The sequence below is a fragment of the Thermoplasmata archaeon genome (assembly GCA_035622275.1).
Lineage (GTDB): Archaea > Thermoplasmatota > Thermoplasmata > Lutacidiplasmatales > UBA184 > Lutacidiplasma.
Genome location: DASPVQ010000005.1, coordinates 13,125 through 32,206, shown reverse-complemented (window position 1 = coordinate 32,206; position 19,082 = coordinate 13,125). Strand labels below are relative to the sequence as shown.

At 71.6% G+C, this 19,082-nt stretch carries 23 protein-coding genes and 3 tRNA genes; 8 read left to right on the top strand and 18 right to left on the bottom strand.

The window, feature by feature from the left end:
* Positions 1–41: 41 nt before the first annotated feature.
* From VEL82_01495 to VEL82_01455, 9 genes are all read right to left on the bottom strand, one after another.
* Positions 42–977 (bottom strand): MBL fold metallo-hydrolase, encoded by a 936-nt coding sequence (locus VEL82_01495; GenBank protein ID HXW66545.1) that lies wholly within the window; start codon positions 975–977, stop codon positions 42–44.
* A gap of 81 nt (positions 978–1,058) precedes the next feature.
* Positions 1,059–1,274, bottom strand: a complete 216-nt coding sequence (locus VEL82_01490) for a hypothetical protein (GenBank protein ID HXW66544.1) — start codon at positions 1,272–1,274, stop codon at positions 1,059–1,061.
* 631 nt (positions 1,275–1,905) lie between these two features.
* Entirely contained in the window at positions 1,906–2,064 is a 159-nt protein-coding gene (locus VEL82_01485; protein ID HXW66543.1) for a hypothetical protein, read from the bottom strand.
* 940 nt (positions 2,065–3,004) lie between these two features.
* On the bottom strand, positions 3,005–4,117 hold the full coding sequence (locus tag VEL82_01480; GenBank protein HXW66542.1) for a prenyltransferase/squalene oxidase repeat-containing protein: 1,113 nt from the start codon (positions 4,115–4,117) through the stop codon (positions 3,005–3,007).
* Positions 4,114–4,542, bottom strand: a complete 429-nt coding sequence (locus VEL82_01475) for a DUF4760 domain-containing protein (GenBank protein ID HXW66541.1) — start codon at positions 4,540–4,542, stop codon at positions 4,114–4,116. Before VEL82_01475 ends, VEL82_01480 begins: the two co-directional genes overlap by 4 nt.
* A gap of 71 nt (positions 4,543–4,613) precedes the next feature.
* Positions 4,614–4,979 (bottom strand): DUF1801 domain-containing protein, encoded by a 366-nt coding sequence (locus VEL82_01470; protein ID HXW66540.1) that lies wholly within the window; start codon positions 4,977–4,979, stop codon positions 4,614–4,616.
* A gap of 47 nt (positions 4,980–5,026) precedes the next feature.
* Entirely contained in the window at positions 5,027–5,536 is a 510-nt protein-coding gene (locus VEL82_01465) for an MOSC domain-containing protein (GenBank protein HXW66539.1), read from the bottom strand.
* Positions 5,533–5,964 carry a hypothetical protein gene (locus tag VEL82_01460; GenBank protein HXW66538.1) on the bottom strand — a complete coding sequence of 144 codons (432 nt, stop codon included), beginning with the start codon at positions 5,962–5,964 and terminating at the stop codon, positions 5,533–5,535. The genes VEL82_01465 and VEL82_01460 overlap by 4 nt, the downstream gene beginning before the upstream one ends.
* A 51-nt stretch (positions 5,965–6,015) precedes the next feature.
* The gene (locus VEL82_01455; protein ID HXW66537.1) at positions 6,016–6,390 is read right to left on the bottom strand and encodes a zinc-ribbon domain-containing protein; all 375 of its coding nucleotides are present in this window, start codon (positions 6,388–6,390) and stop codon (positions 6,016–6,018) included.
* Positions 6,391–6,505: 115 nt separating this feature from the next.
* On the opposite strand from VEL82_01455, the gene VEL82_01450 reads away from it, so the two are divergent.
* The gene (locus VEL82_01450) at positions 6,506–7,084 is read left to right on the top strand and encodes a LysE family transporter (protein HXW66536.1); all 579 of its coding nucleotides are present in this window, start codon (positions 6,506–6,508) and stop codon (positions 7,082–7,084) included.
* Positions 7,085–7,093: 9 nt separating this feature from the next.
* On the opposite strand, the gene msrA is transcribed toward VEL82_01450, so the two are convergent.
* Positions 7,094–7,648 (bottom strand): peptide-methionine (S)-S-oxide reductase MsrA, encoded by a 555-nt coding sequence (gene msrA, locus VEL82_01445; GenBank protein HXW66535.1) that lies wholly within the window; start codon positions 7,646–7,648, stop codon positions 7,094–7,096.
* 851 nt (positions 7,649–8,499) lie between these two features.
* On the opposite strand from msrA, the gene VEL82_01440 reads away from it, so the two are divergent.
* The gene (locus VEL82_01440; GenBank protein ID HXW66534.1) at positions 8,500–9,315 is read left to right on the top strand and encodes a methyltransferase domain-containing protein; all 816 of its coding nucleotides are present in this window, start codon (positions 8,500–8,502) and stop codon (positions 9,313–9,315) included.
* On the opposite strand, the gene VEL82_01435 is transcribed toward VEL82_01440, so the two are convergent.
* Positions 9,272–9,448: a CDGSH iron-sulfur domain-containing protein gene (locus VEL82_01435; GenBank protein ID HXW66533.1), complete on the bottom strand. Its 177-nt coding sequence runs from the start codon at positions 9,446–9,448 to the stop codon at positions 9,272–9,274. The two genes, VEL82_01440 and VEL82_01435, sit on opposite strands and share 44 nt — an antisense overlap.
* A gap of 64 nt (positions 9,449–9,512) precedes the next feature.
* Positions 9,513–9,905, bottom strand: a complete 393-nt coding sequence (locus tag VEL82_01430; GenBank protein HXW66532.1) for a methionine-R-sulfoxide reductase — start codon at positions 9,903–9,905, stop codon at positions 9,513–9,515.
* Positions 9,906–9,986: 81 nt separating this feature from the next.
* On the opposite strand from VEL82_01430, the gene VEL82_01425 reads away from it, so the two are divergent.
* The 3 genes from VEL82_01425 (at position 9,987) to VEL82_01415 (ending at position 12,499) form a co-directional block, all read left to right on the top strand.
* Positions 9,987–10,340, top strand: a complete 354-nt coding sequence (locus VEL82_01425) for a hypothetical protein (GenBank protein ID HXW66531.1) — start codon at positions 9,987–9,989, stop codon at positions 10,338–10,340.
* A complete protein-coding gene (locus tag VEL82_01420) occupies positions 10,337–10,861 on the top strand; it encodes an OsmC family protein (GenBank protein ID HXW66530.1) in 525 nt (174 codons plus the stop codon). Before VEL82_01425 ends, VEL82_01420 begins: the two co-directional genes overlap by 4 nt.
* Before the next feature lie 1,242 nt (positions 10,862–12,103).
* Positions 12,104–12,499 carry a hypothetical protein gene (locus VEL82_01415; protein HXW66529.1) on the top strand — a complete coding sequence of 132 codons (396 nt, stop codon included), beginning with the start codon at positions 12,104–12,106 and terminating at the stop codon, positions 12,497–12,499.
* Positions 12,500–12,619: 120 nt separating this feature from the next.
* Here VEL82_01415 and VEL82_01410 read toward each other — a convergent pair.
* The 4 genes from VEL82_01410 to VEL82_01395 all read right to left on the bottom strand — a co-directional run bounded on the left by VEL82_01410 (position 12,620) and on the right by VEL82_01395 (position 16,079).
* A tRNA-Ala gene (locus tag VEL82_01410) sits at positions 12,620–12,691 on the bottom strand.
* Between the two features lie 97 nt (positions 12,692–12,788).
* A complete protein-coding gene (locus VEL82_01405; GenBank protein HXW66528.1) occupies positions 12,789–13,409 on the bottom strand; it encodes an AAA-associated domain-containing protein in 621 nt (206 codons plus the stop codon).
* Positions 13,410–13,446: 37 nt separating this feature from the next.
* Positions 13,447–14,262 (bottom strand): ABC transporter ATP-binding protein, encoded by an 816-nt coding sequence (locus VEL82_01400; protein ID HXW66527.1) that lies wholly within the window; start codon positions 14,260–14,262, stop codon positions 13,447–13,449.
* Between the two features lie 32 nt (positions 14,263–14,294).
* On the bottom strand, positions 14,295–16,079 hold the full coding sequence (locus tag VEL82_01395) for an ABC transporter permease subunit (protein ID HXW66526.1): 1,785 nt from the start codon (positions 16,077–16,079) through the stop codon (positions 14,295–14,297).
* 145 nt (positions 16,080–16,224) lie between these two features.
* Between VEL82_01395 and VEL82_01390 the strand changes: the two genes are divergently transcribed.
* The 3 genes from VEL82_01390 to VEL82_01380 all read left to right on the top strand — a co-directional run bounded on the left by VEL82_01390 (position 16,225) and on the right by VEL82_01380 (position 17,437).
* A tRNA-Gln gene (locus VEL82_01390) sits at positions 16,225–16,331 on the top strand.
* A gap of 27 nt (positions 16,332–16,358) precedes the next feature.
* Positions 16,359–16,506, top strand: a tRNA-Leu gene (locus VEL82_01385).
* Between the two features lie 31 nt (positions 16,507–16,537).
* On the top strand, positions 16,538–17,437 hold the full coding sequence (locus VEL82_01380) for a metallophosphoesterase (GenBank protein ID HXW66525.1): 900 nt from the start codon (positions 16,538–16,540) through the stop codon (positions 17,435–17,437).
* Here the strand turns inward: VEL82_01380 and VEL82_01375 are convergent.
* Both VEL82_01375 and VEL82_01370 read right to left on the bottom strand, forming a co-directional pair.
* The gene (locus VEL82_01375; protein HXW66524.1) at positions 17,434–18,015 is read right to left on the bottom strand and encodes a DUF367 domain-containing protein; all 582 of its coding nucleotides are present in this window, start codon (positions 18,013–18,015) and stop codon (positions 17,434–17,436) included. The genes VEL82_01380 and VEL82_01375 overlap by 4 nt on opposite strands.
* Positions 17,978–18,865 (bottom strand): fructose-bisphosphate aldolase, encoded by an 888-nt coding sequence (locus VEL82_01370; GenBank protein ID HXW66523.1) that lies wholly within the window; start codon positions 18,863–18,865, stop codon positions 17,978–17,980. Before VEL82_01370 ends, VEL82_01375 begins: the two co-directional genes overlap by 38 nt.
* Between the last annotated feature and the right edge of the window lie 217 nt (positions 18,866–19,082).

Sequence of the window (19,082 nt, the reverse complement as noted above, 5' to 3'; positions counted from 1 at the left end):
GAGCCTTTCGCCGTCGTGCAGTCTCGGCCCGGAGCGCTCGGCTAGGGCGAGCGTCGGGCGAGCTGGAAAGCCCGCCGGACGTTGCCGGGGTACATCATCCGGAAGTTCCAGTCCCGGAACTCTCTCGGAAGTGGCCGCCCCAGGAGCTCACGAAGGGCGGCGCGTCGCCGGACCGCGGTCCGGGCGATCCGGTCGAGATACTCGAGGTACCGTCGCGTCGACGCGAGCATGCTTCTCGGCCCGAACGGCCCATGGCCCGGCAGCACCGAGTCCGACGAGAGCCGGTCGATCCGTTGGAGGATCCGAGCCCACGAGCGTGGATCGCCGTCCGAGACCGACGGATGCATGCCGGAGTTCGATAGGTCTCCGACCAGGAGCAGGCCGTCGTCCGGGAGATACGCGAAGACGTCGCTGGGCGAGTGGCCGCCGCCGTAGGTGATGAGGCGTGCCTGCCGGCGCGAACCCTCGAGGTTCAGCTCCTCGCTGAAGGTCACATCCGGGGCAACGATCGGCATCCGGGGCGGTGCGCCGAGGAGTCCCCGCGACCATCCGAGCAGGGTGCGCCGGTCGACCTCGCTGAGCCCGTCCCCGAAGCGGTTGCCGTCGTCGCGTCGGCGGCGGAACTCGTGGCGGTCGAGATCGAACTGGCGACGGCTCCGTCGTCGGATGGTGAGGCGGACGAGGCGCGAGGAAACGACGTGGCTCGTCGGGAAGGCGCCGTTGCCCCAGATGTGGTCCCCATGCCAGTGGCTGTTGACGACCCAGGCGGCGCGTCGCCCCGTCAGACGGAGCGCGGCCCGAGCCAGGTCGGCCCCCGCGGCCGGAGTGAGCATCGAATCGAAGACGAGGGTCGCACCTCCCAGGTCGACGATCCCTGCGTTGCACAGGCCGGCGCCGTCGAGGCTCGCGATCGCGACGTGGACGCCGGGGGCGACCCGTTGGAGCCGGAAGTGTGGCGAGAGAGGTGGTCGGGTCATCGGACGGTCCCGGACCTCAGTCGTCCGAGACCTTAGCGAGGCCCCCGGCGCTCCGGCGAGGCCAGGGCACGGCCCGGCGGCTCAAAGGTTTCGCAGGATCCGTTCGATCTCCCGACCGGCCCGGTCGAGCTCGCGCGCGACCCGGCCGGCGGCCTTCCGCGCCGAGGCGGACGGCGACCTCGCCGCCTCCTTCGCCGTCCGGCCGAGGTGCTTCGACAGCTCGGCGGTGGCCGACGCGAGCTGCTTCGCGGCGCGCTTGGCGTCCCGCACGGCGTCGTCCAGGGCGGGGTTCGTCATCGGTCGCTCCGGCGGGAGGAGCGCAGGGCCCGTAATGAGGCCATGCGATCCAAGACGACGGGGACGATGGAGCCGCGGAGCGCATCGGCCCGGGGGGGTTGCTCCCTCATCCGCCCTCGTGAACGGCGCGACGCGTGGCGCGGACCGCCCCGCTCACGCCGGGTCCGGCGCCCTCCGAGGCCGTTGATTGGACTGGTAATGCGGCGACACGCTGTGCTCCGCGAGGGCCTCCCGAGTGTGGAAGCGCCGGCCGCAGCGTCCGCAGACGAGACCGGGGGTACCGGACGCAGGGTTCATGCTCAGCGAGGCGCCTCGGTCCCCGCCGGCGTGCGACTTGCGCCTATGCTGCGCCAGCTCGCTCCGCGACGCGAAGTGGGTCCCGCAGTCCGCGCATTCCTCCGACATGTTTCTCTTCCGCGCCCTTCGGCATCTCTCGGTCGCCCGGCACCGTTCAAGTAGCTTTGTCCACGGGGGTCGATTTCGTCGGCAATCGCCGAGGCAGAATCGCTGCGAGTTCCTCGATTGTCGAACCTTCGGTCCGGGCGGGGCGCCCCGACCTCGCGCGATCCCCGGTCCCGGGTCCGCAGGCGCACCCCCCGCCGCGGCTGCGGCGGATCGGGCGAGGACCGGGTCAGCCCGTCGCCGCGATCGGTTCGAGGACCGGGATCTCCTCCCGGAGCGACCGTCGCGTCGACCGCCCGAGTGACTCGCGCGGTCGGAGCGCCCGCGCCAGGGCCGCGGCCCGCCAGGCCTCGTACTCGGCCCGCTCTCCCTCATCGAAGTCGCACATCGCCGCCGGCCAGCGCTGCGGCCGTCAAGAAGCTTGTCGACGGGCGCGACGGACGCCGCGAGGCCGGGCTTCCTCTCCCCACAAAGAACTATACGGAGAAATCGCCGGCATTCCCCGGCGGAGCCGGCCTGCGAGAATCGTTCGATCCGGAGGGTTGGACCGCGTGTGACGAACGGAACTGAGCCCGAGACCGTCCCGGGACCGCGGCCGGCGCGCGAATGGGAGCCGCCGGTCGGTCCGCTCGGTGGGCCGGCCGCCCTCGAGCTGTACCACGAACTGGTCGCCCACGCCGGGATGCGTCTCCTGCGGGACGACGAGGGGCGCCCTTGGATCGAGATGAAGGACGGCGAGCAACGCCGGCGGATCTCCGTGCCGAGCGCCGAGATGCGGGGAGCGATCGACCGGTTCCGGCTGCGCCGGGGCGTCCGCCCGCTGCCGGCGCCGGACCTCGAGGAGTTCGTTCGGGTGGTGGAGGCGCGGATCACGGACCCGGATGCGGTCATCCCGACGCTCGATCCTCCCGAGGACGCCCCCGGGCCCGAGGAGGATGCGGTCGCTACGGACCCGCCGAGCCCCGAGGCGCGCTCCGAGCCCGCGAGCGCGGTCGAGCGTCTCGACCGGCTCATGCGCGAGGTCGACGAGATCCAGGGGCGGCACCCGGCGGAGGACGCCGAGGGGCGCGCGTCGCCCCCCTGGTGGAGCGAGTTCGGCCATCCGGTTCCGCTGCACAGCCGTCTGCCGCATCGCTGGCAAGCGTCCGTCTCGGGAGGGCGGCGCGAAGCACCGTCGGCGGACGGCGACCTAACGCGCTACCTGGGGGCCCTGCGCGAGCTCGTCCGCGACGGCACCTGGATCGGACCGATCCAAGAGATCGGCCGCCGGACCGGCGACGACCCGGAGACCGTCTTCGCGTCGCTGCTGCGCTACCACATCGATCTCGTCAGTCGGGGGCTCGTCGTCGCCCCGGTCGAGCTCGAGGAGGGCTGGCAGTGGGTCGTGGTCGACCGCGAGCAGATCGCCGGCGACCGGCCGCTTCGGCCGGCGAACGCGCCGGTCCCCGCGGCGCCGCGCGTCCGGCCGTAGGGACGGCCGCCGCGCGTCCGACGCGTCCGGCGCGACGCAGGACCGCGAGCGCCGTCAGGGTGATCCAGCGGCTCGGGCCGCCCGGACGCTCGAGCGCGAACGGGTAGAACGGCGTGCCGATCCCGTACTGGGACTCCTCTTCGGTCCCGAAGTCCGGGTGGAGCGCGTCGAGGTTCCACGTGCCGTCCGGGTTCCGCTTGGACTCGAGCAGGTCGAGGGCCGGGCCCAGCCGCGGATCGCGACCGTAGCCCAGTCGCGAGAGCAGCTCGAGTCCGACGAGGAAGTCGTAGTAGTAGTGGACCGGATAGTGCGTCCGCCGCCAGGGCGCGTAGGCGGGGCCGCCGTCGTCGAGGAGCCGGCGGGAGAGATAGAACTCCGCGCCCGAGGCGATGGCGCGTTCGACCGCGGGCGTCCGAGCGGCCGGCGGGAGCGCGGCGAGCGCCGCCAGCGGCTCCCAGCAGTCGAGGGAACCCGTGGCGCGCCGCCAGCAGTACCATCCCCCGTCGCGCTTCTGCGAGGTGACGAGCCAGTCGATCGCCTCGGCCAGCCGGGGGTCGTCCGCGTAGCCGAAGCGGGCGAGCATGCGCACCGCGTTGCCGGTGAAGCAGGCCTCGCTGTCCCGCCCCCCGAGGTCGCCGTCGCGACCCCCGTAGCGGGCGAAGATCAGCTCCGCCGCCCTCGCGATGCCGGGAGTGCGGCGCGTCAGGCCGAGGTCGCAGAGGACGAGCAGCCGCCAGTTCGTGGCGATGTACTTGGGGCGGTAGAGGTCCTTCGATCCGACCCAGGCCCCATCGGGGAGCTGCTCGTCCAGGATCGCCTTCGCCCATCCGGAGCGCGGGATCTTCGCCCGCGCCGCTTCCCGCTCGCGATCCCCCTCGGGGCGGCCCTCCACCTCGACCAGCCAGCGCCACCGCAGCGCCGGTTCGTCCGACTGCCGGATCCACCGCTCGGGGTCCGGCGCGCCTGTCACTTGCGCGTCGCGTCCTTGGACGGGCGGTCCCGGGCGTTCGCGCGCTTCTCGGCCCAGCTCCGGTTGCGCTCGGCGAGCCACTCGAAGTTCTCGCCGAGCGTCGGCGCCTTGATCGTGCGTCGCTCGCGCTCGATCGTCGGCTTGAGGAAGTCCCAGACCGCGCGCACCATCCAGCGCTCGTGGACCAGCTCCTCGTTGAGCAGGCCCATCTTCACGAGCGAGCCCATCGACTCGAACAGCTCGAGGAAGCGACTCACGTAGACGAACTCCGGTGCGTCGCGCAGGATCGGGTGGTAGTTCGGGTCGTCCGAGCCGAGGTGCATGACCCGGAACCAGTCGATCGCCTTGCGGGTCTCTTCCCGTGCGGCCAGGTCGTCGAATCGGAGCAGGAGGTCGGCGTCCTGCCAGGTGGGAGCCTTCGGCATGAAACCCTCTCGCTGTCCCGCTAGCCGGCGTTCTCCTCTAAGACGTTTCCGCACCCGACCCAGTGCGCCCTCTACCGGGCCCGGGGCGGCGAGACCGCATCCAGCGCGATCGCCTCGCGCAGCAGCGCGACGAACTCCGGCCGGGTCGCCGCTTCGATCGACCGCAGCTTGACGTGGCGCAGGTTCTTGCCGGTCCCCTCGAGCAGCCCCGCCGGGTCCTTCAGGGTCGAGCCCCGCCAGAATTCGGCCGACGCGTGGTGGGAGAACGCGCCGACCAGAACGACCAAGTCGTTGCCGACGTACCAGGGCATCCCCCAGCGGCGCTCGACCTTCAGCTGGGGGGCGATCCCCCGCAGCAGCTCGCGGACCGCGCTCGCGACGCGCTCGGGGTCCTGGCCGAGAGGCTGCGAGCGCGGTCGGGCGACGGCGCGTGCCATCGCGTTCGCGACCGATCCGGCCTATGTAACCCCGCTCCTCCGACGGATCAACGGCGCCGTTCGATCGGGTCCCGGACGCGCACGACGCCCTCTTCGAGCACGCGGGCATACCAGCCCCGCCGATCGAGCATCACGCGCAGGAACTCGGGGCCCCGGCGCTCGCCGACGTACGGGAGCTGGAAGAGGTTGTCGCACGGCGTGCACGGCTTCGAGATCTCGACGACCGCCCCGCCGATCCGGAACACGTCGCCGGGCCCGATGGCGTCGTACGGTATCTCCGCCGAGGTCACGTTCTCTCCCAGATCCCCGGGCCGGACCGGCCAACCCTCCCGCCCGAGCTGCTGAAGGGTCTCGAGCGGAACGATGAGGATCGCCATCGCCGGATCGTCGTGAGACACCTCGTGGCGGTAGACGTTGAAGTCACCCTCGACTCCCGCGGCCGTGAAGCGGGCCTCGGGAACGGGGCGCTTCGGGAGCCCCCGCTCTCCGGGCACCTCCGACTTGCGGTTCAACTGGAACACCCGGCCGGCGTCGCGGCCGCTACCAAGAGGGCTCACGATCCTCCTCGTTCGCGCGCGCCGGAGCGCCGGGCCCCGAGGGTGCCGAGCAGTGCCGCCAGCCCGCCCGCGAGCCCCAGGCCGATCCCCGAGGCGGCCAGCGCGCCGTCCGTCCCGACGGTGACCGAGATCCCGGCGGCGGTCCAGACGATCGCCCCGACCGCGAGGGCGGTCGCCGCTTCGGTGCGCTCGGCGCCCGCGACGATCGCCGTCAGGAGGAACAGCGCCACCCCGGCGATGGCGGTCGTCTCACCACCGCCCGCCACGATCGCGAGGCCGGCGCCGGCCAGGAGCGCGCCCAGAAGCGCGAGGGAAGACCACCAGGCAGGGGTGTCGGCGAGCTCGATCGTCGAGGACGGACGGTACGCCGAGCGGGAAAGGACCCGCCCACGGATCACGATGAAGGGGGAGCCCGGATCCTCGTCCATGCCGATCCGTACCTAGGCGGGCTCGGCAGATAGGCTCCCGGGCGGGACGGCCTACGTCCCCGGGTAGTACAGGTCGAACTTGCCGCAGCGCTGGCAATAGTACAGGCTGAACACGCGCAGCACATCCCCGGGGCCGTAATCGCCGATCAGGCTGGTGGTGCCGACCCAGCCGACCGTTCGGAATTGCACCTGACCCATGTGGCCCATCGGCGTGCGACAGTTGCCGCACGCGCGACCCGGAAGCTGACCGGCGGGGTGCGCGACGCCCGGTGCGGCGACGGCGGGCGTCGGAGCCGGTGTCGCGTTCGCGCCCGCCGCCGGCGCCGGACCCGGTCCGGGGGCGCTCAGGCGCGCTCCGCAGGCGCTGCAGAACGTCATGTTCGCCGCGACCGGCTTGCCGCAGCTCGGGCAGGAGGCGGCGGCCATCGGCCAGCGGTAAAGCTGCCGCCAGTTGAACCTTCCGCCGACCCGAGCGCGTCGTCCGCCGCCATTCGAGCGTAAGTGCCCGGGTGCCTGCCCTCGGAGCAGGGGGCCGGAGTCGGTGCCGCTGCTCGACGCGATCCTCTTCGGGCTGGCCCTCGGCTTCTCGTTGACGATCCCGCCCGGCCCGATGAACGCGCTCATCGCAGCCCAGGCGGCGCGATCCCTGCGCCGAGGGATCGTCACGGGACTCGGGGCGATGAGCGCCGATCTGATCCTCGGCGCGCTCGTCTACGCGCTGCGCGACGCGGTCGACATCGCCCCCGTCGTCCGGTACGTCTACGCCGTCGGCGCCGCGGTCATGGCCTTCCTCGCCTATCGCATCCTCCGAGTTCGAGGTCCGGTCGGCCCGAGCGAGGTCCCCGATCTGCGGACCTATTCGCAGGCCCTGGGCGTCGGTCTGTCGAACCCGTTCCAGATCGTCTGGTGGCTGTCGGCCGGGATCGCCTTCGCCTACCTCGGCGGGCTCGTGCTGTACGCCGCGCTGTTCGCGGCAGTCCTCGTCTGGGTGATCGCCTTCCCGTACGCGATCCACCTGGGCACGCGCTCGCGTCCGAAGCTCGCGCGGCTCGTCCCGCTCGTCTCGGGCGCGATCCTGCTGGGATTCGCGGCCTACTTCGCCCTGCTCGCGATCGCCTGATTGCCGCGCCTAGGCCGACTTGAGCCGATCCGAGAACTTCGCGCGGAACTTAGCGACCTTCGGAGCGATGACGAGCTGGCAGTAACCGCGCTCCGGGTTGCGCCGATAGTAGTCCTTGTGGTACTCCTCGGCCGGATAGAAGGCGGTGAACGGTGCCAACTCCGTGACGAACTTGCCCCGATAGAGCTTCTCGGATTCCAACTCCCGGATCACCGCCTCCGCTACGGCTCGCTGCGCCTCATCATGATAGAAGATCACCGACCGGTACTGGGTCCCGGAGTCGTTGCCTTGGCGGTTCAGCGTCGTCGGATCGTGCACCGTGAAGAAGATCATGAGGAGGTCGTGGAAGCTGATCGCCTTCGGATCGAAGCGCAGCTGGACCACCTCCGCATGACCGGTTCGCCCGGTGCAGACCTGCTCGTAGGAGGGGTGTGTCGTCGTCCCGCCCGCGTAGCCGGGCTCGACCTGCCGCACCCCTCTGAGGTTGTCGAACACCGCCTCGGTGCACCAGAAGCAGCCGCCGCCGAGCGTGGCTATCTCGCTCTCCCCGGACGACGCCGCCATCTTCCCTCGAGCTCGCCGACGCGCGCGGCGCATAAACCGTCTTGTGGGGCCATCGGGGATCGGCCGCTCGGGCGCCTCCTTTTAGGGAGCCGAGGATGCCGAGGGCCGAGGGCTCCGGATGGGGATGTGTCCCGGCTGCGGCGCTGAGGTGGAGTTCGAGTCGCACGAGGCCCGGCTGCTCACCGGTACCTGCCCGTCGTGCCATCGAGTCTCGACGATCGTCGAGGGGGCGGTGGCCGCCGGTACGCCCGGTCCGCCGACGGGGAGCCCGGCGCCCGCGGAGGCGCCACGAGTCGCCGGCCTCGAGTGCTCGGAGTGCGGCTCGGCCCTCGTGATCGAGCCGCAGGAGGACGGTTCGCTCGAGCTGCACTGCTCGGAGTGCGAGAGCGTGGCCCGCTTCGTTCGCGACGACGCGGCCGCCGGCGAGCGAGCGGAACGCGGCCCCGAGCGATATCGGCCCCGATTCGAGCCTCGGTCCGGCCCCGCCCGCCCGCCACCGGGCCGGCCCTGTCGTCAGTGCGGCTCGCCGCTCAGTTTCTCCACCGACGAGGAGGGCAACCTGGTCGGCGAGTGCGCCGCCTGCGGGAATCGCTTCACCTTGCCGCCGCGTCGCGATGGGCCACGTTCCGAGGGGCGAGGCCGATATCCGCCCCGAGGACCGCCCCGCTACGGACGGCGTCCGGGCGGCTTCTCTCGGGGACGGCCCCGGTTCGGAGGGGATCGGGGGCCGGCGGCCCGCGGGGGGCCGGACCGCGGGGGTCCGGACGATCCGCGGCGCCGCCGCCGTCGGCCGCGCGAGTGAGCCGAGCGCCGGAGTCTCGTTGATAATGCGCGGCCGCTAGCCCGACGCGATGGCCGGTCCGCGACGCGGCTCCTCGGCACCGGCCGCGGCGTACACGTTCTCCGCGCGCCTCTACGACTCGATCTACGCCTGGAAGGACTACCGGTCCGAGTCGCAGCGGCTGCGCGCCCTCGTCCGACGCTTCGGGCCGCCAGGCGCCCGGACGCTCCTCGACGTCGGCTGCGGTACGGGAAGCCACCTGGCCCACCTCGCGCGCCACTTCCGGACCCAGGGTGTCGATCGCGACGAGCGCATGCTCCGCGTCGCGCGGGCCAAGCTACCCGACCTCCGGTTCACTCAGGCGCCGATGGACCGGTTCGATCTCGGTCGGCGCTTCGACGTCATCACCTGCCTGTTCTCGGCCATCGGCTACGTGCGCAGCCCGCGGGAGCTCGAGAGGACCCTGCGCAACTTCGCGCGGCACCTTCGCCCGGGCGGTGTCGCGATCGTCGAGCCGTTCGTCCGTCCCAACCGCTATCGGGCGGGCACCGTGCACGCGCAGCTCCTGGGCTCGACGGACCAACCGATCGCCCGGATGAATCTCTCGGAGCGGAGGGGCGACCGCGCGATCATGGACATGCACCATCTCATCGGGACCCCGCAGGGCGTCCGCTACTGGGTGGAGCACCACGACCTCGCCCTGTACTCCGTCCCGGAGTACCTGCGGTCGTTCCGGCGCGCCGGTCTTCGCGGCCGATATCTCGCCCACGGGTTCACGCGCGACCGAGGGCTGCTCGTCGGCGTGCTCGCGCCCGGGCCGGGCGGGGAGTCGGTCCGCGTCGCTACTCGAGGATCACGGTCTGGGCGGCGGCCGCGCGGAAGCTGACCCGGCGGTGCGACCCATCGCACAACGGCTTGTGCTCGGAGTGGCCGCACCGGCACAGCGCGACCTGTGCCTTGCCGTCGACGAGCACGAGGTTCGGACCGTTCTCGATCGACTGGACGACGACCTTCACCATGGGGCGTGGCCCCCACGTCGCTGCCCGCGCATAACGTTCTGCTGAAGCGGCGGCCACCCGCGGGCTACGGGGAACCGACCGCGGCGGGGACGAAGAGGAGCGAGATCGAGTTCACACAGTGGCGCGTGTTCTTCGGTGTGAACCGCTCGCCCTCGAACACGTGGCCGAGGTGGCCGCCGCAGCGATGGCAGCGGATCTCGACCCGCTCGCCGTCGCGGTCGGGCCGTCGCTCGACCGCCCCGGGGATCTCCTGGTCAAAGCTCGGCCAGCCGCAGCCCGAATCGAACTTGTCGTCGGACCGGTAGAGCGGAGCGCCGCACTGTCGGCAGACGTACGTGCCGCGACGGTGGTCGTGCTCGTACTCGCCCGAGAACGGAGGTTCGGTGCCGGCGTGCAGGATGACCCGGGCCTCGGCCGGGGTCAGCGGGCGTAGGGCGGGCGCGGGCTCGCTGGGCATACCGGAGCGAGCGTTCGGGTCGTTATGACATGACCGGAGGCATATATCGGCGCTCGCCTCGGGACGCGGGAGGCGCGGGACGTGCCAGCGGGTCCGGCGAGCCAGTGCGAGTTCCGCTCGGAGAACGCCCGGTGCATCTTCCGGGACGGTCACCCCGGCGTCCACATCTGCATCCGCCCGCACGGCTCCATGGTTCCGATCCGTGGGGAGGGCGAGATCCCGGATCCCGTGTACGTGTGGGAGCCGTCCCCGGGCGATGCCGGGGACGGCGAGGACGTCCGCGGCCTATGGACCGACGGGATGGTCCGCCGATTGCTCTCCGAGATCCGCGAGGCGGGCGTCGCGCCTCCGCGCGACTGGTCGGCCAATCTTCCCCGGCTCCGACGCGAGGCCGAGGCGTCGGAGGCGCCCGGCGCTGGAACGGAGCGAGCGTGAGCCCCGCCGAGGTCCGCGCGACCGAGTCCACCCGGGCGCGGCGAACCCACGACTATCGCGTCACGATCCGATGGACCGGTGACCTCGGGCACGGCACCCGGGAATACGCCGGCTATTCCCGCGACCACACCGCCGAGGTCGAGGGCCGACCTACCCTGCGGCTCACGTCGGGACTCAGCCCCCGCAGCGATCCCTCCCGGCTGAATCCGGACGACCTGTTGGTGGCGGCCATCGCCTCCTGCCACATGCTCTGGTACCTGCACCTTTGCTCGACCTCGGGCGTCGTGGTGAGCGGCTACGTTGACCACGCCGAGGCGACGCTCGAACTCGACCCGGACGGCGGCGGCCGGTTCACGCAGGCGACCCTGCGGCCCGAGGTCACCGTGCGGGAGGGGTCGCTCGAGACCGCGCGGCGACTCCACGCGGCGGCGCACGAGAAGTGCTTCATCGCGAGCTCGCTGAACTTCCCGATCCGATGCGTGCCGGAGATCCGTTCCGAGGACGGTAGCGTTCCCGAGTAGACCGGTGCTCGCGCCGGCGCGTCGCGGAGCCATCCGCGATTGCGCCGCGCTCCCGCTACTTCCTCGGTTCCGCGCCGAGGTCCAGAGGCGCTCGAGGAGCCGTGGGCGCCTCAGGATCGTCACCCGGGCCGTGTCCGGCAGCCCCTCTCGAGCGCTGGCAGGGATCTCCCGTAGATCGCCGAGGGGGCGGGTGACCGCGTCCAGCCCCGCTCGCTGTCCGGCAGCGGTGACGTGACCGGCCTCGTCCCCGCTGAGGGGCACGGGGCCGAGGAGGGGGAACGCGTAGAGCAGTACGTCCGGCCGGATGCCGGCCAAACCGAGCACCGAAGGCAAGGAGCCTCCGGCGTCGATGAGGTAGACCGTCGCGCGGGCTCCTCGCCAATCCACGACACGGACGAGACCGGACGAGCATTCGATCCCCAGGCCGGGAGCATCCGCCGTTAGCCGCGTCGGATAGGCGGGCCGCCGAGGCACCCAGCCAATGAGCAGAAGCAGCGCGGTGCCCACGAGCAGTAGGCCGCTGAACCCGGTGAGCAGGGCGCCCACCACTACGCACCGGTGCAGGAAACCAGCGATGCCCACGTAGAGGAAGAACAGGGCGGGCCCTCCGAACGGAAGGGCCAGGAAGCCCACTCTTCAGCCCGGCGCCGGAGGGACGGGATGGTAGGAGGGAAGCCCGGACGCCAGGACGAGCTGGACCGCCGTGCCGCTGCGGGCCGAATCTCTCGGAAGCTCCATACCGCACCCCGACAGGGATTCTCAAGAGCCGGTACGACCCAACCTGCCATCAGAGTTCGGGGTGGGTTACCGGAAGCGCGCGGGATGAGCCACGCTGCGGTCATGCTGGGCCCGGTAGCGGTGGTGGGCAACCGCTGATGATGATCCACCTCGGGGGTCGCATGTCAGCGATCCCAGCACGGTGAGCCGGCGGCCTCCGGTCGAAGAGGGCGTTAGGAACGATCCCGGATCGGCCGGTCACCGCGTCCGGTGGTGCGTCCTACTCCGCGCCGAGCTAATGGTTAACGGACCCAGGTCTTCGGGCGGGTCATGGTGAACGCCGCGCCCGGCGCAAGAGCTCGATTTGCGCGCTATCGACCTTCCGAGAGGAACATTCGGGGACGGCACTTCTGGGCCGTTCCCGAGGGAGGCATCTGCCTGTCCGTATTCCTCATCGCCACTCCGCCGGGCGAGCCCGAGCGAGTGCTTCTCGGTCGTCCGGACCCTCGAGCTCCGTGGGAGTCCATGGCGAGCCTGGAGCCGGAACACATCGCGGCGATGGACGACCGGTGGATCTTGCCCGCGTCCCACCTGCTCGAGTGGGAGTCACCGAAGGATGGCGCGGAGCGAGTCGCGCTCGAGCAACTAGGGCTCCCGCCACATCGGCTGCGCGGTCCGGATGTCCTCTCCGAGACCTATCCTTCCATGATCGATCCGGAGTCGGGTCTGCACTGGGACATCGATTTCGTTTTTCGACTGGACCTGCCGGAAAGCGAACTCGGTCGCCCGCCCGCTTGGCGTGAGTTGGTGTTCCATCCCACCCCCTCGCTCGCTCGGAGCCAGATCGCGCGCGGGCATGGGGACGTCCTCGCGCTCTGTGGATATTCTTGGAAGGATGACCGGCCGCGCCCGGACCCGTGAGCCGCGCGCCGCCCGGACCGCGAGCCACGGGCGAGCGGCCGGGGCGCGCAATCCGCCGCGCTGACCTCGGTGGAGGTGGATCCGCCGCCCTCGATCCGGTCGTCGCGGGACCACCCAGGATGGACACGGGGGGATTTGAACCCCCGACCTCTGCTTTGCGAAAGCAGCGATCTTCCGCTGATCTACGTGCCCGCGCGGGCGGGGAGTCGAGCCCCGCCTTAAGCGCTTTGGAAAACGATCGGCCGGCGCGAAGCGTCCGGCGCGCCGGAGCGCGCGAAGATCGTGCGGGCTAGGCCACGACCGTGGCGAGGGGCGGGCTCTCGGGCTCCTGGCCCGGGCCGCGCGTCGGCGGCTTGCGGCCGCCGGCCGGCCCGCCCGGGGGCGGCGTGGCGGCGGAGGGGGGCGGGCGGCTGCCCGCCGGCGGCTTGGGCGCGGACGGCGGGGCGCGGACCGCGATCAGCACGTGCTCCTCGGGATCGTAGCGCACGAGGCCGGTGTAGCGACCCCAGTTCACGATGTTCTGGACCGCCTCGTCCGCGGTGGCGGAGGTGACCGAGACGAGCTGCGTCAACTGCTCGTCGGTGAGCCGGTGGTCCGGCGCGCTCTCGAGCGCGCGCAGCAGCGTGCGGAAGAGCGTCGTCCTCTTCAGCTGCTCGCGCAGGAGGGACTTGCGCTCGCGGATCGAGTCGCCCAGGTAGCGCTGGCCGAGCTCGGTGAAGGTCGCCCGCCCGTCCTTGACGCGGACGAGGCCCAGCACGCTCGCGAAGTCGAGGGCCGGCAGGATCTCGTCGATCTCCAGGTCGAGGTCGTCCGCGAGCAGCGCGACGTCCTCGGAGCCCTTGTGGCCGCTGAGCAGCACCAAGAGGCCCTGCATCTCGGTCGGGCTACACTTGGGATAGGTGGTCGGCACGTCCGAATCCGGAGGATTCCACCTACCGGGAGACCTCCTATAAGGCTTGTCGCGCGGCGGCGTCGCTCTGCGATGCACTGGCGGCCGGTGACGCGGCGCCGCCCTCGGTGATCAGGGAGTAGACGCGGTCCGTGAGCTCGTAGAACGCGCTGCTCTTTCGGTCGCGCGGTCGGGGCAGATCGACCGGCACCTGGGCGAGCAGGTGCGCGGGACGGCGCGAGAGCACGAGGATGCGGTCGGCGAGCTGGATCGCTTCCTCGATGTTGTGGCTGACGAGCAGGACGGCCTCGGGCGGCAGCTCGGGGTCGCGCCAGAGCTGCAGCACCTCTTCGCGGAGGCCCTCCGCGGTCAGCGGATCGAGCGCGCTGAACGGCTCGTCCATGAGCAGCACCGCCGGCTCCACGGCGAGCGCGCGCGCGAGGCCGACGCGCTGGCGCATCCCGCCGGACAGCTCGCGTGGGTAGGCCTCCTGGAAGCCGTCGAGGCCGGTGACCGAGATGTATCGCTCCACCTGGTTGTGGATCCGATCGGGCGCCCAGCCAAGGGCCTCGAGACCGAAGCCGACGTTCTGCGCGACCGTCAGCCAGGGGAACAGGGCGAAGCTCTGGAACACCATCGCCATCTTCGAGCAGACCGAGGTCACCGGCGCGTCGCGGAACAGGATCCGGCCGGCGCTGGGCCGGTCGAGCCCCTGGATCAGCCGCAGCAGCGTCGACTTACCGCACCCCGACGGGCCGACGATCGCGAGGAAGTCGGAGTCCTTGACGTCGAAGGAGATGTCCTGCATGATGCTGATCGAGCCGTGGCGGCCCGCGAACGACTTGTCGACATGCTCGACCTGGATCAGCGACATCGCAGGCTCCGCCCGACCCGGTCCGGGACCGGTCAATCGTACCGGTACTTGTCGACCGCCCGGCGGTAGAGCGGCTTCCATATGAGTTCGTTGATGGCGACCACCGTCGCGACGAGCGTGAGGATCGCGGCGACCATCAGCGGCCAGCCCTCGTTGTTCGGGAGCGTGTAGCCGAGGTCGATCGCCTGGCCGATCCCGAACAGGCTGAGCGTGTGCGCGCCGCTGCCGGTGAGGTACTCCGCGACGATCAGCGTGTTCCATCCGCCCCCGAACGCCGTGATCGAACCGGTGATGAGGGCCGGGAAGATCCCCGGCAGCAGGACCCGGGTCAGGAACGCCCGGCCCCGGATACCGAACGACCGCGCGGCTTCCTCGAGGTCGGGCGGCAGGCCGCGGATGCCGGAGAGGACGTTGAAGAACAGGTACCAGATCATGCCGGTCATCAGCATCAGGACCGCCGCGCCCTCCGCCGAGATGTACGGGATCAGCTCGAAGATGATCACCGGGAACAGCGCCGTCGCCGGGAACGAAGCGATCACCTCCACGATCGGCATCCCGACGCGCGAGCTCTGGCCGCGACGGGCGAAGTACAGCGCGAGCGGCAGCGAGATCGCCAGGCACAGCGCGTAGGCCGCGACGACGCGCAGGGCCGAGGCGCCCATCGCGAGCGGCAGCAGCTCGATCGAGCGGAGCACGCTCGGCACGATTGGGTGGGAGAACACGTGGTAGACGCCGACGACGATCGCGATCAGCATCAGCCAGGCGACGACGAGGATCACGCCGACGGCGACGACGTTCACGTAGTCGCGCCGGTGGCTGTCCGGGCGGGCCGGGCGGACCGTGATGGCCGCGAGCTGGACGAGCGGGGTGCTGATCCGCGTGACGCCGGTGCGGACGCCCCGCGTCACGTACGCCGCGGCCCGGCGGAACGGGTTCGGGGCGGCGCCGGCGACGCTGGACGAGCCGATCTCGACCTCACCGCTCGGGGAGGTGTCGTAGCGGAACCGCTCGGCCCACTTGCTCAGCGGTCGCCAGACCGCGAAGTCGAGCGCGGCGATCACGATGACGAGCACCAGGATCCCGGCGAGGAACGCGGCGGTCTCGTGGTTGAGCGACGCGAAGTAGAGGTAGCTGCCGATGCCCGGCAGGATCGACGAGCTCGAGGACGAGTTCGTCGTGAAGATCTCCGCCTCGACCAGGAAGAACCAGCCGGCGGTCCACGACAGCACGGTGTTGTAGACGAGGCGGTTGATCGTCGCCGGGTAGAGCACCCGGCGGAAGAGGAGCCATCCGCGCAGCCGGAAGGTCGCCGCCGCCTCCTTGAGCTCGGCCGGCAGCGTCTTCAGCGACTCGTAGACGCCGAAGACCATGTTCCAGGCCATCGACGTGAAGATGAGGAACACGGAGGCGAGGTTCGGGCCCGGCCAGCTGTTCGGCGTGAGCGAGGCGAAGAAGACGATCGCGATGGGAAAGAATCCGAGGATGGGGACCGATTGGAGGATGTCGAGGATCGGGATCATGACGCGCTCGCCCGTGCGGTGGGTGGCCGCGTAGTAACCGTAGGCGAGCGCGAAGCCGAGCGACAGCGCGTAGGCCGCGCTCATCCGAAGGAACGAGTAACTGACGTCGAGGCCGGCTGTCGGCAGGTACGCGGCGAAGCTCCCCAGCGAGGAGGCCGCCGTGGCGGCGATGCTCAGCCCGACGACGAGCGGGATCGCGGCGTAGAGGAGTGCGGAGCGCCAGGCGGACGGGCGGAACGGATCGGGCGCGGGCCGGACGCGCGGCTCGGTGGGGGCGATCGTGCCTGACTCGGCCATGCGCCCTCCGCTGCGCGGACCGGGGTCGGACCGCCCACGGCTATTTGGAGAGGACGGTGCGCCGGCGGTGACCGGCGTCCGGTCGCGCGCCGGGGGCGCCCGCGCGCGGCAACGTTTATCAATCGACCCCGGCTCGTGGACGCGTAGCCCCGTGGTGTAGTGGCCAATCATGCGAGACTCTGGATCTCGCGACGCAGGTTCGAACGCCGCGGGGGTCCGCGACCCCGCCGGCCGGAACTCCTGCCGGGGCTACTTCGCGGGCCGCGTTCCACTTCCGGTGCGGGGGTGCTCCAGCTCGGCCAAACGGTCCGCGCGCGCGGACCGGGCCAGCGAGGCAGGGCCTAGGACCCTGTTGCCCAGGGCATGCGCCGGTTCAAAGGGCCGAGCGGCCGCGTCGGCCGCTCGCCGGAAACTCCGGCCCCCCGCATCCCGACGGCCCGTCTGATCGCGAGCCTCGCATGGACGATCTGCCCAACCCACCGGACGTGCTGCGGTCGTCGCCGGAGGACGCCGACCGCCTCCTCGACCGCCTCGAGCGCAAGGTCCCGGTGCGCCCCGCGCTCGCGGCGATCCCGTCGCTCGGGTTCACCGAGGCGATCGTCTTCGGGGACACGCACGGGGACTGGCGGTCCACCCTCGAGATCGAACGGCGCTTCCTGTCAGACGGCGGAGGGCCGCGGTGCCTCGTGGGGCTCGGGGACTACGTCGACCGCCATCCGGCCGACTGCGGCGAAGGCTCGGTCGCGAACGCCCTGCGGCTGCTCGGGCTCGTGGCGCGATACCCGGATCGGGTGTTCCTCCTGCAGGGCAACCACGAGACGACGCGCCGGATCCCGGTCATCCCGCAGACGCTGCCCGAGGAGGTCGACCAGCTCTGGGGCCCGCAGGTCCGTCGTTACGTTCGACTGCTCGCCCTGCTCGAGCGGGGGCCCCTCGCCGCGACGAGCTCGAACGGCGTCTACTTCGCGCATGCTGGCTTCCCCCGCGGGGCGCTGGCCCCCAACTGGCGCGAGTCGTTCGAGCACCTCGACGACGAGCGTCTCGCCGAGCTCGTTTGGGCCGAGTGCGACGCCTCGCGCAGCCGGCGCGGCGTCTCCGACGCCTGGGGGGCACGCGAACTGGCCTCGTTCCTGGCTCAGGCGCACCTGAGCCTCTTCCTGCGCGGCCACGACCCGGACCTCACCGGCCGGCCGCTCTACGGGGAGCGGTGCCTCACGCTCCACACCACGCGCGTCTTCGAGCGATTCGGAGGCGTCATCGTCGCGCACGTCCCGCTCGATCGCCCGCTCTCCTCGGTCGCGGAGCTGCGCGTCGAGCACCTGCCCACCGAGGGCCAGCGCTACCCCCCGGTGGACTAGGCGGGCGCGCCCCCGAAGAGCCGCCGTTCGGCGGCGCGCACCTCCTCCGCGCTCGTCGCGGCCCGGTAGGCGCTCAGCCGCTCGGCATTGACGACGAGGAACTGCTCGCTGCCGCGGAAGCCGGCGAGGAGGCGTTCGGCCTCCCGGGGACGGCCCGTCAGGGCGAGGGCCGCGGCGAGTGCCTCGACCGTGTTGAGCTCCGCCAGCCGACCGTAGTGCTGCGGGTTGGTGGCGATGAGGAGCGGCAAGCGACGGCGCGCGAGCGGAGACGACCCCGGCGCCGCCGGCGGCAGGAGCCGGCCCCGGTCGGCGAGCCGGTTCCAGGAGCAATCGACCGCCACGATCCCGGCCCGCTCGGCCCGCGGGGCGTCCGCCGGGCTGAGGGGACGGGGCGCGTACGGGTCGAGCAGCACGGGGGCCGGCCCCCCGCGCTCGCGGGCCCGGAACTCGCGGACGAGGCCGTGGCGGACCAGCCGCCGGCCCGTGCACGCGCGCGGATGGTCGTCCCCAACGAGGACGAGGAAGAGCGGGACCGCCCCGCTAGGCGGCGGGCTGGGCGTACTCCCGAAAGATCGCATGGAGCTCGCGGGTCAGGCGGAGCGCTTCGACCTTCGGCCGCTGCCAGAGGTTCCGCCCGAAGATGATCCCCGTCGCGCCCGCGTCCATCGAGGAGCGGACCTTTTCGACGAGGTCCTCGTCGCCGACCTTCTCGCCGCCCGAGACGAGGACCAGGGCACGGCCCGCGCTCTCGACGACCTTGCGGAACGCCTCCGTCGGCGACAGCCGCAGGGAGTTGTACGGCGGGGGGCTGTCCGCGTCCTTGCTCGAGACCACCGGATAGTTCACCTTCACGATGTCGGCCCCGAGCTCGAGCGCGACGCGCGCCGCGTAGTCGATCGCGTAGAGGCTCTCCTTCCCGCCCTTCTTTGCGACCGCCTCCCCCCGCGGGTAGGCCCAGACGATCACCGGCATCCCGAAGCGCTCGGCCGCGAGTCGGACCTCGGTGAACTGGCGGAGGTCCCGGTCCTGGCTCGGCGAGCCCACGTAGATCGTGTAGCCGACGGCGTCCGCGCCCAGGCGCACCGCGTCCTCGACGGTGCCCGTGAGCGGGCTGAACGCTTCCGCGTCCGAGGGGATCGCCGTCTTGCCGTTGAGCTTGAGGATCAGCGGGACGTCGCCCGCGTACTCGTGGAAGTACTTCTCGGCGAGGCCGACGTGCAACGCGATCGCGCTGAAGCGGCCCTCCCGCGCGAGCTCGTACTGATAGCGCGGGTCGAGCGCCTCCGGGTTCGCGAAGAAGTCGACCGGCCCGTGCTCGAGCCCCTGGTCGATCGGGAGGACGAGCAGCGTCCCTCCTCCGGGTCCGTGGTCGTAGAGGAGCCGCTTGAGGCGCGTGCGCTTGCCCGGCCCGAGGCCAAGCTGTCCCAGAGGCGGGCGCGGATAGCGCCGGCCGCGCGCGGCCGCGCCACCGGGCGCCGCATCGGCCGTCGGCGGACGCGCGGCGGACTCGCTCACGGCGTACCCCTCTCGCTCGACCGGGCGCGCCGATTTAACGGTTGGCGCGCACCGGCGCGGGTCCGCGGCGGCGCGCGGCGGCCGGAACCCTTAACCTTCGGCCGTCGGTAGGTGGGCACCCCGGCCGGTC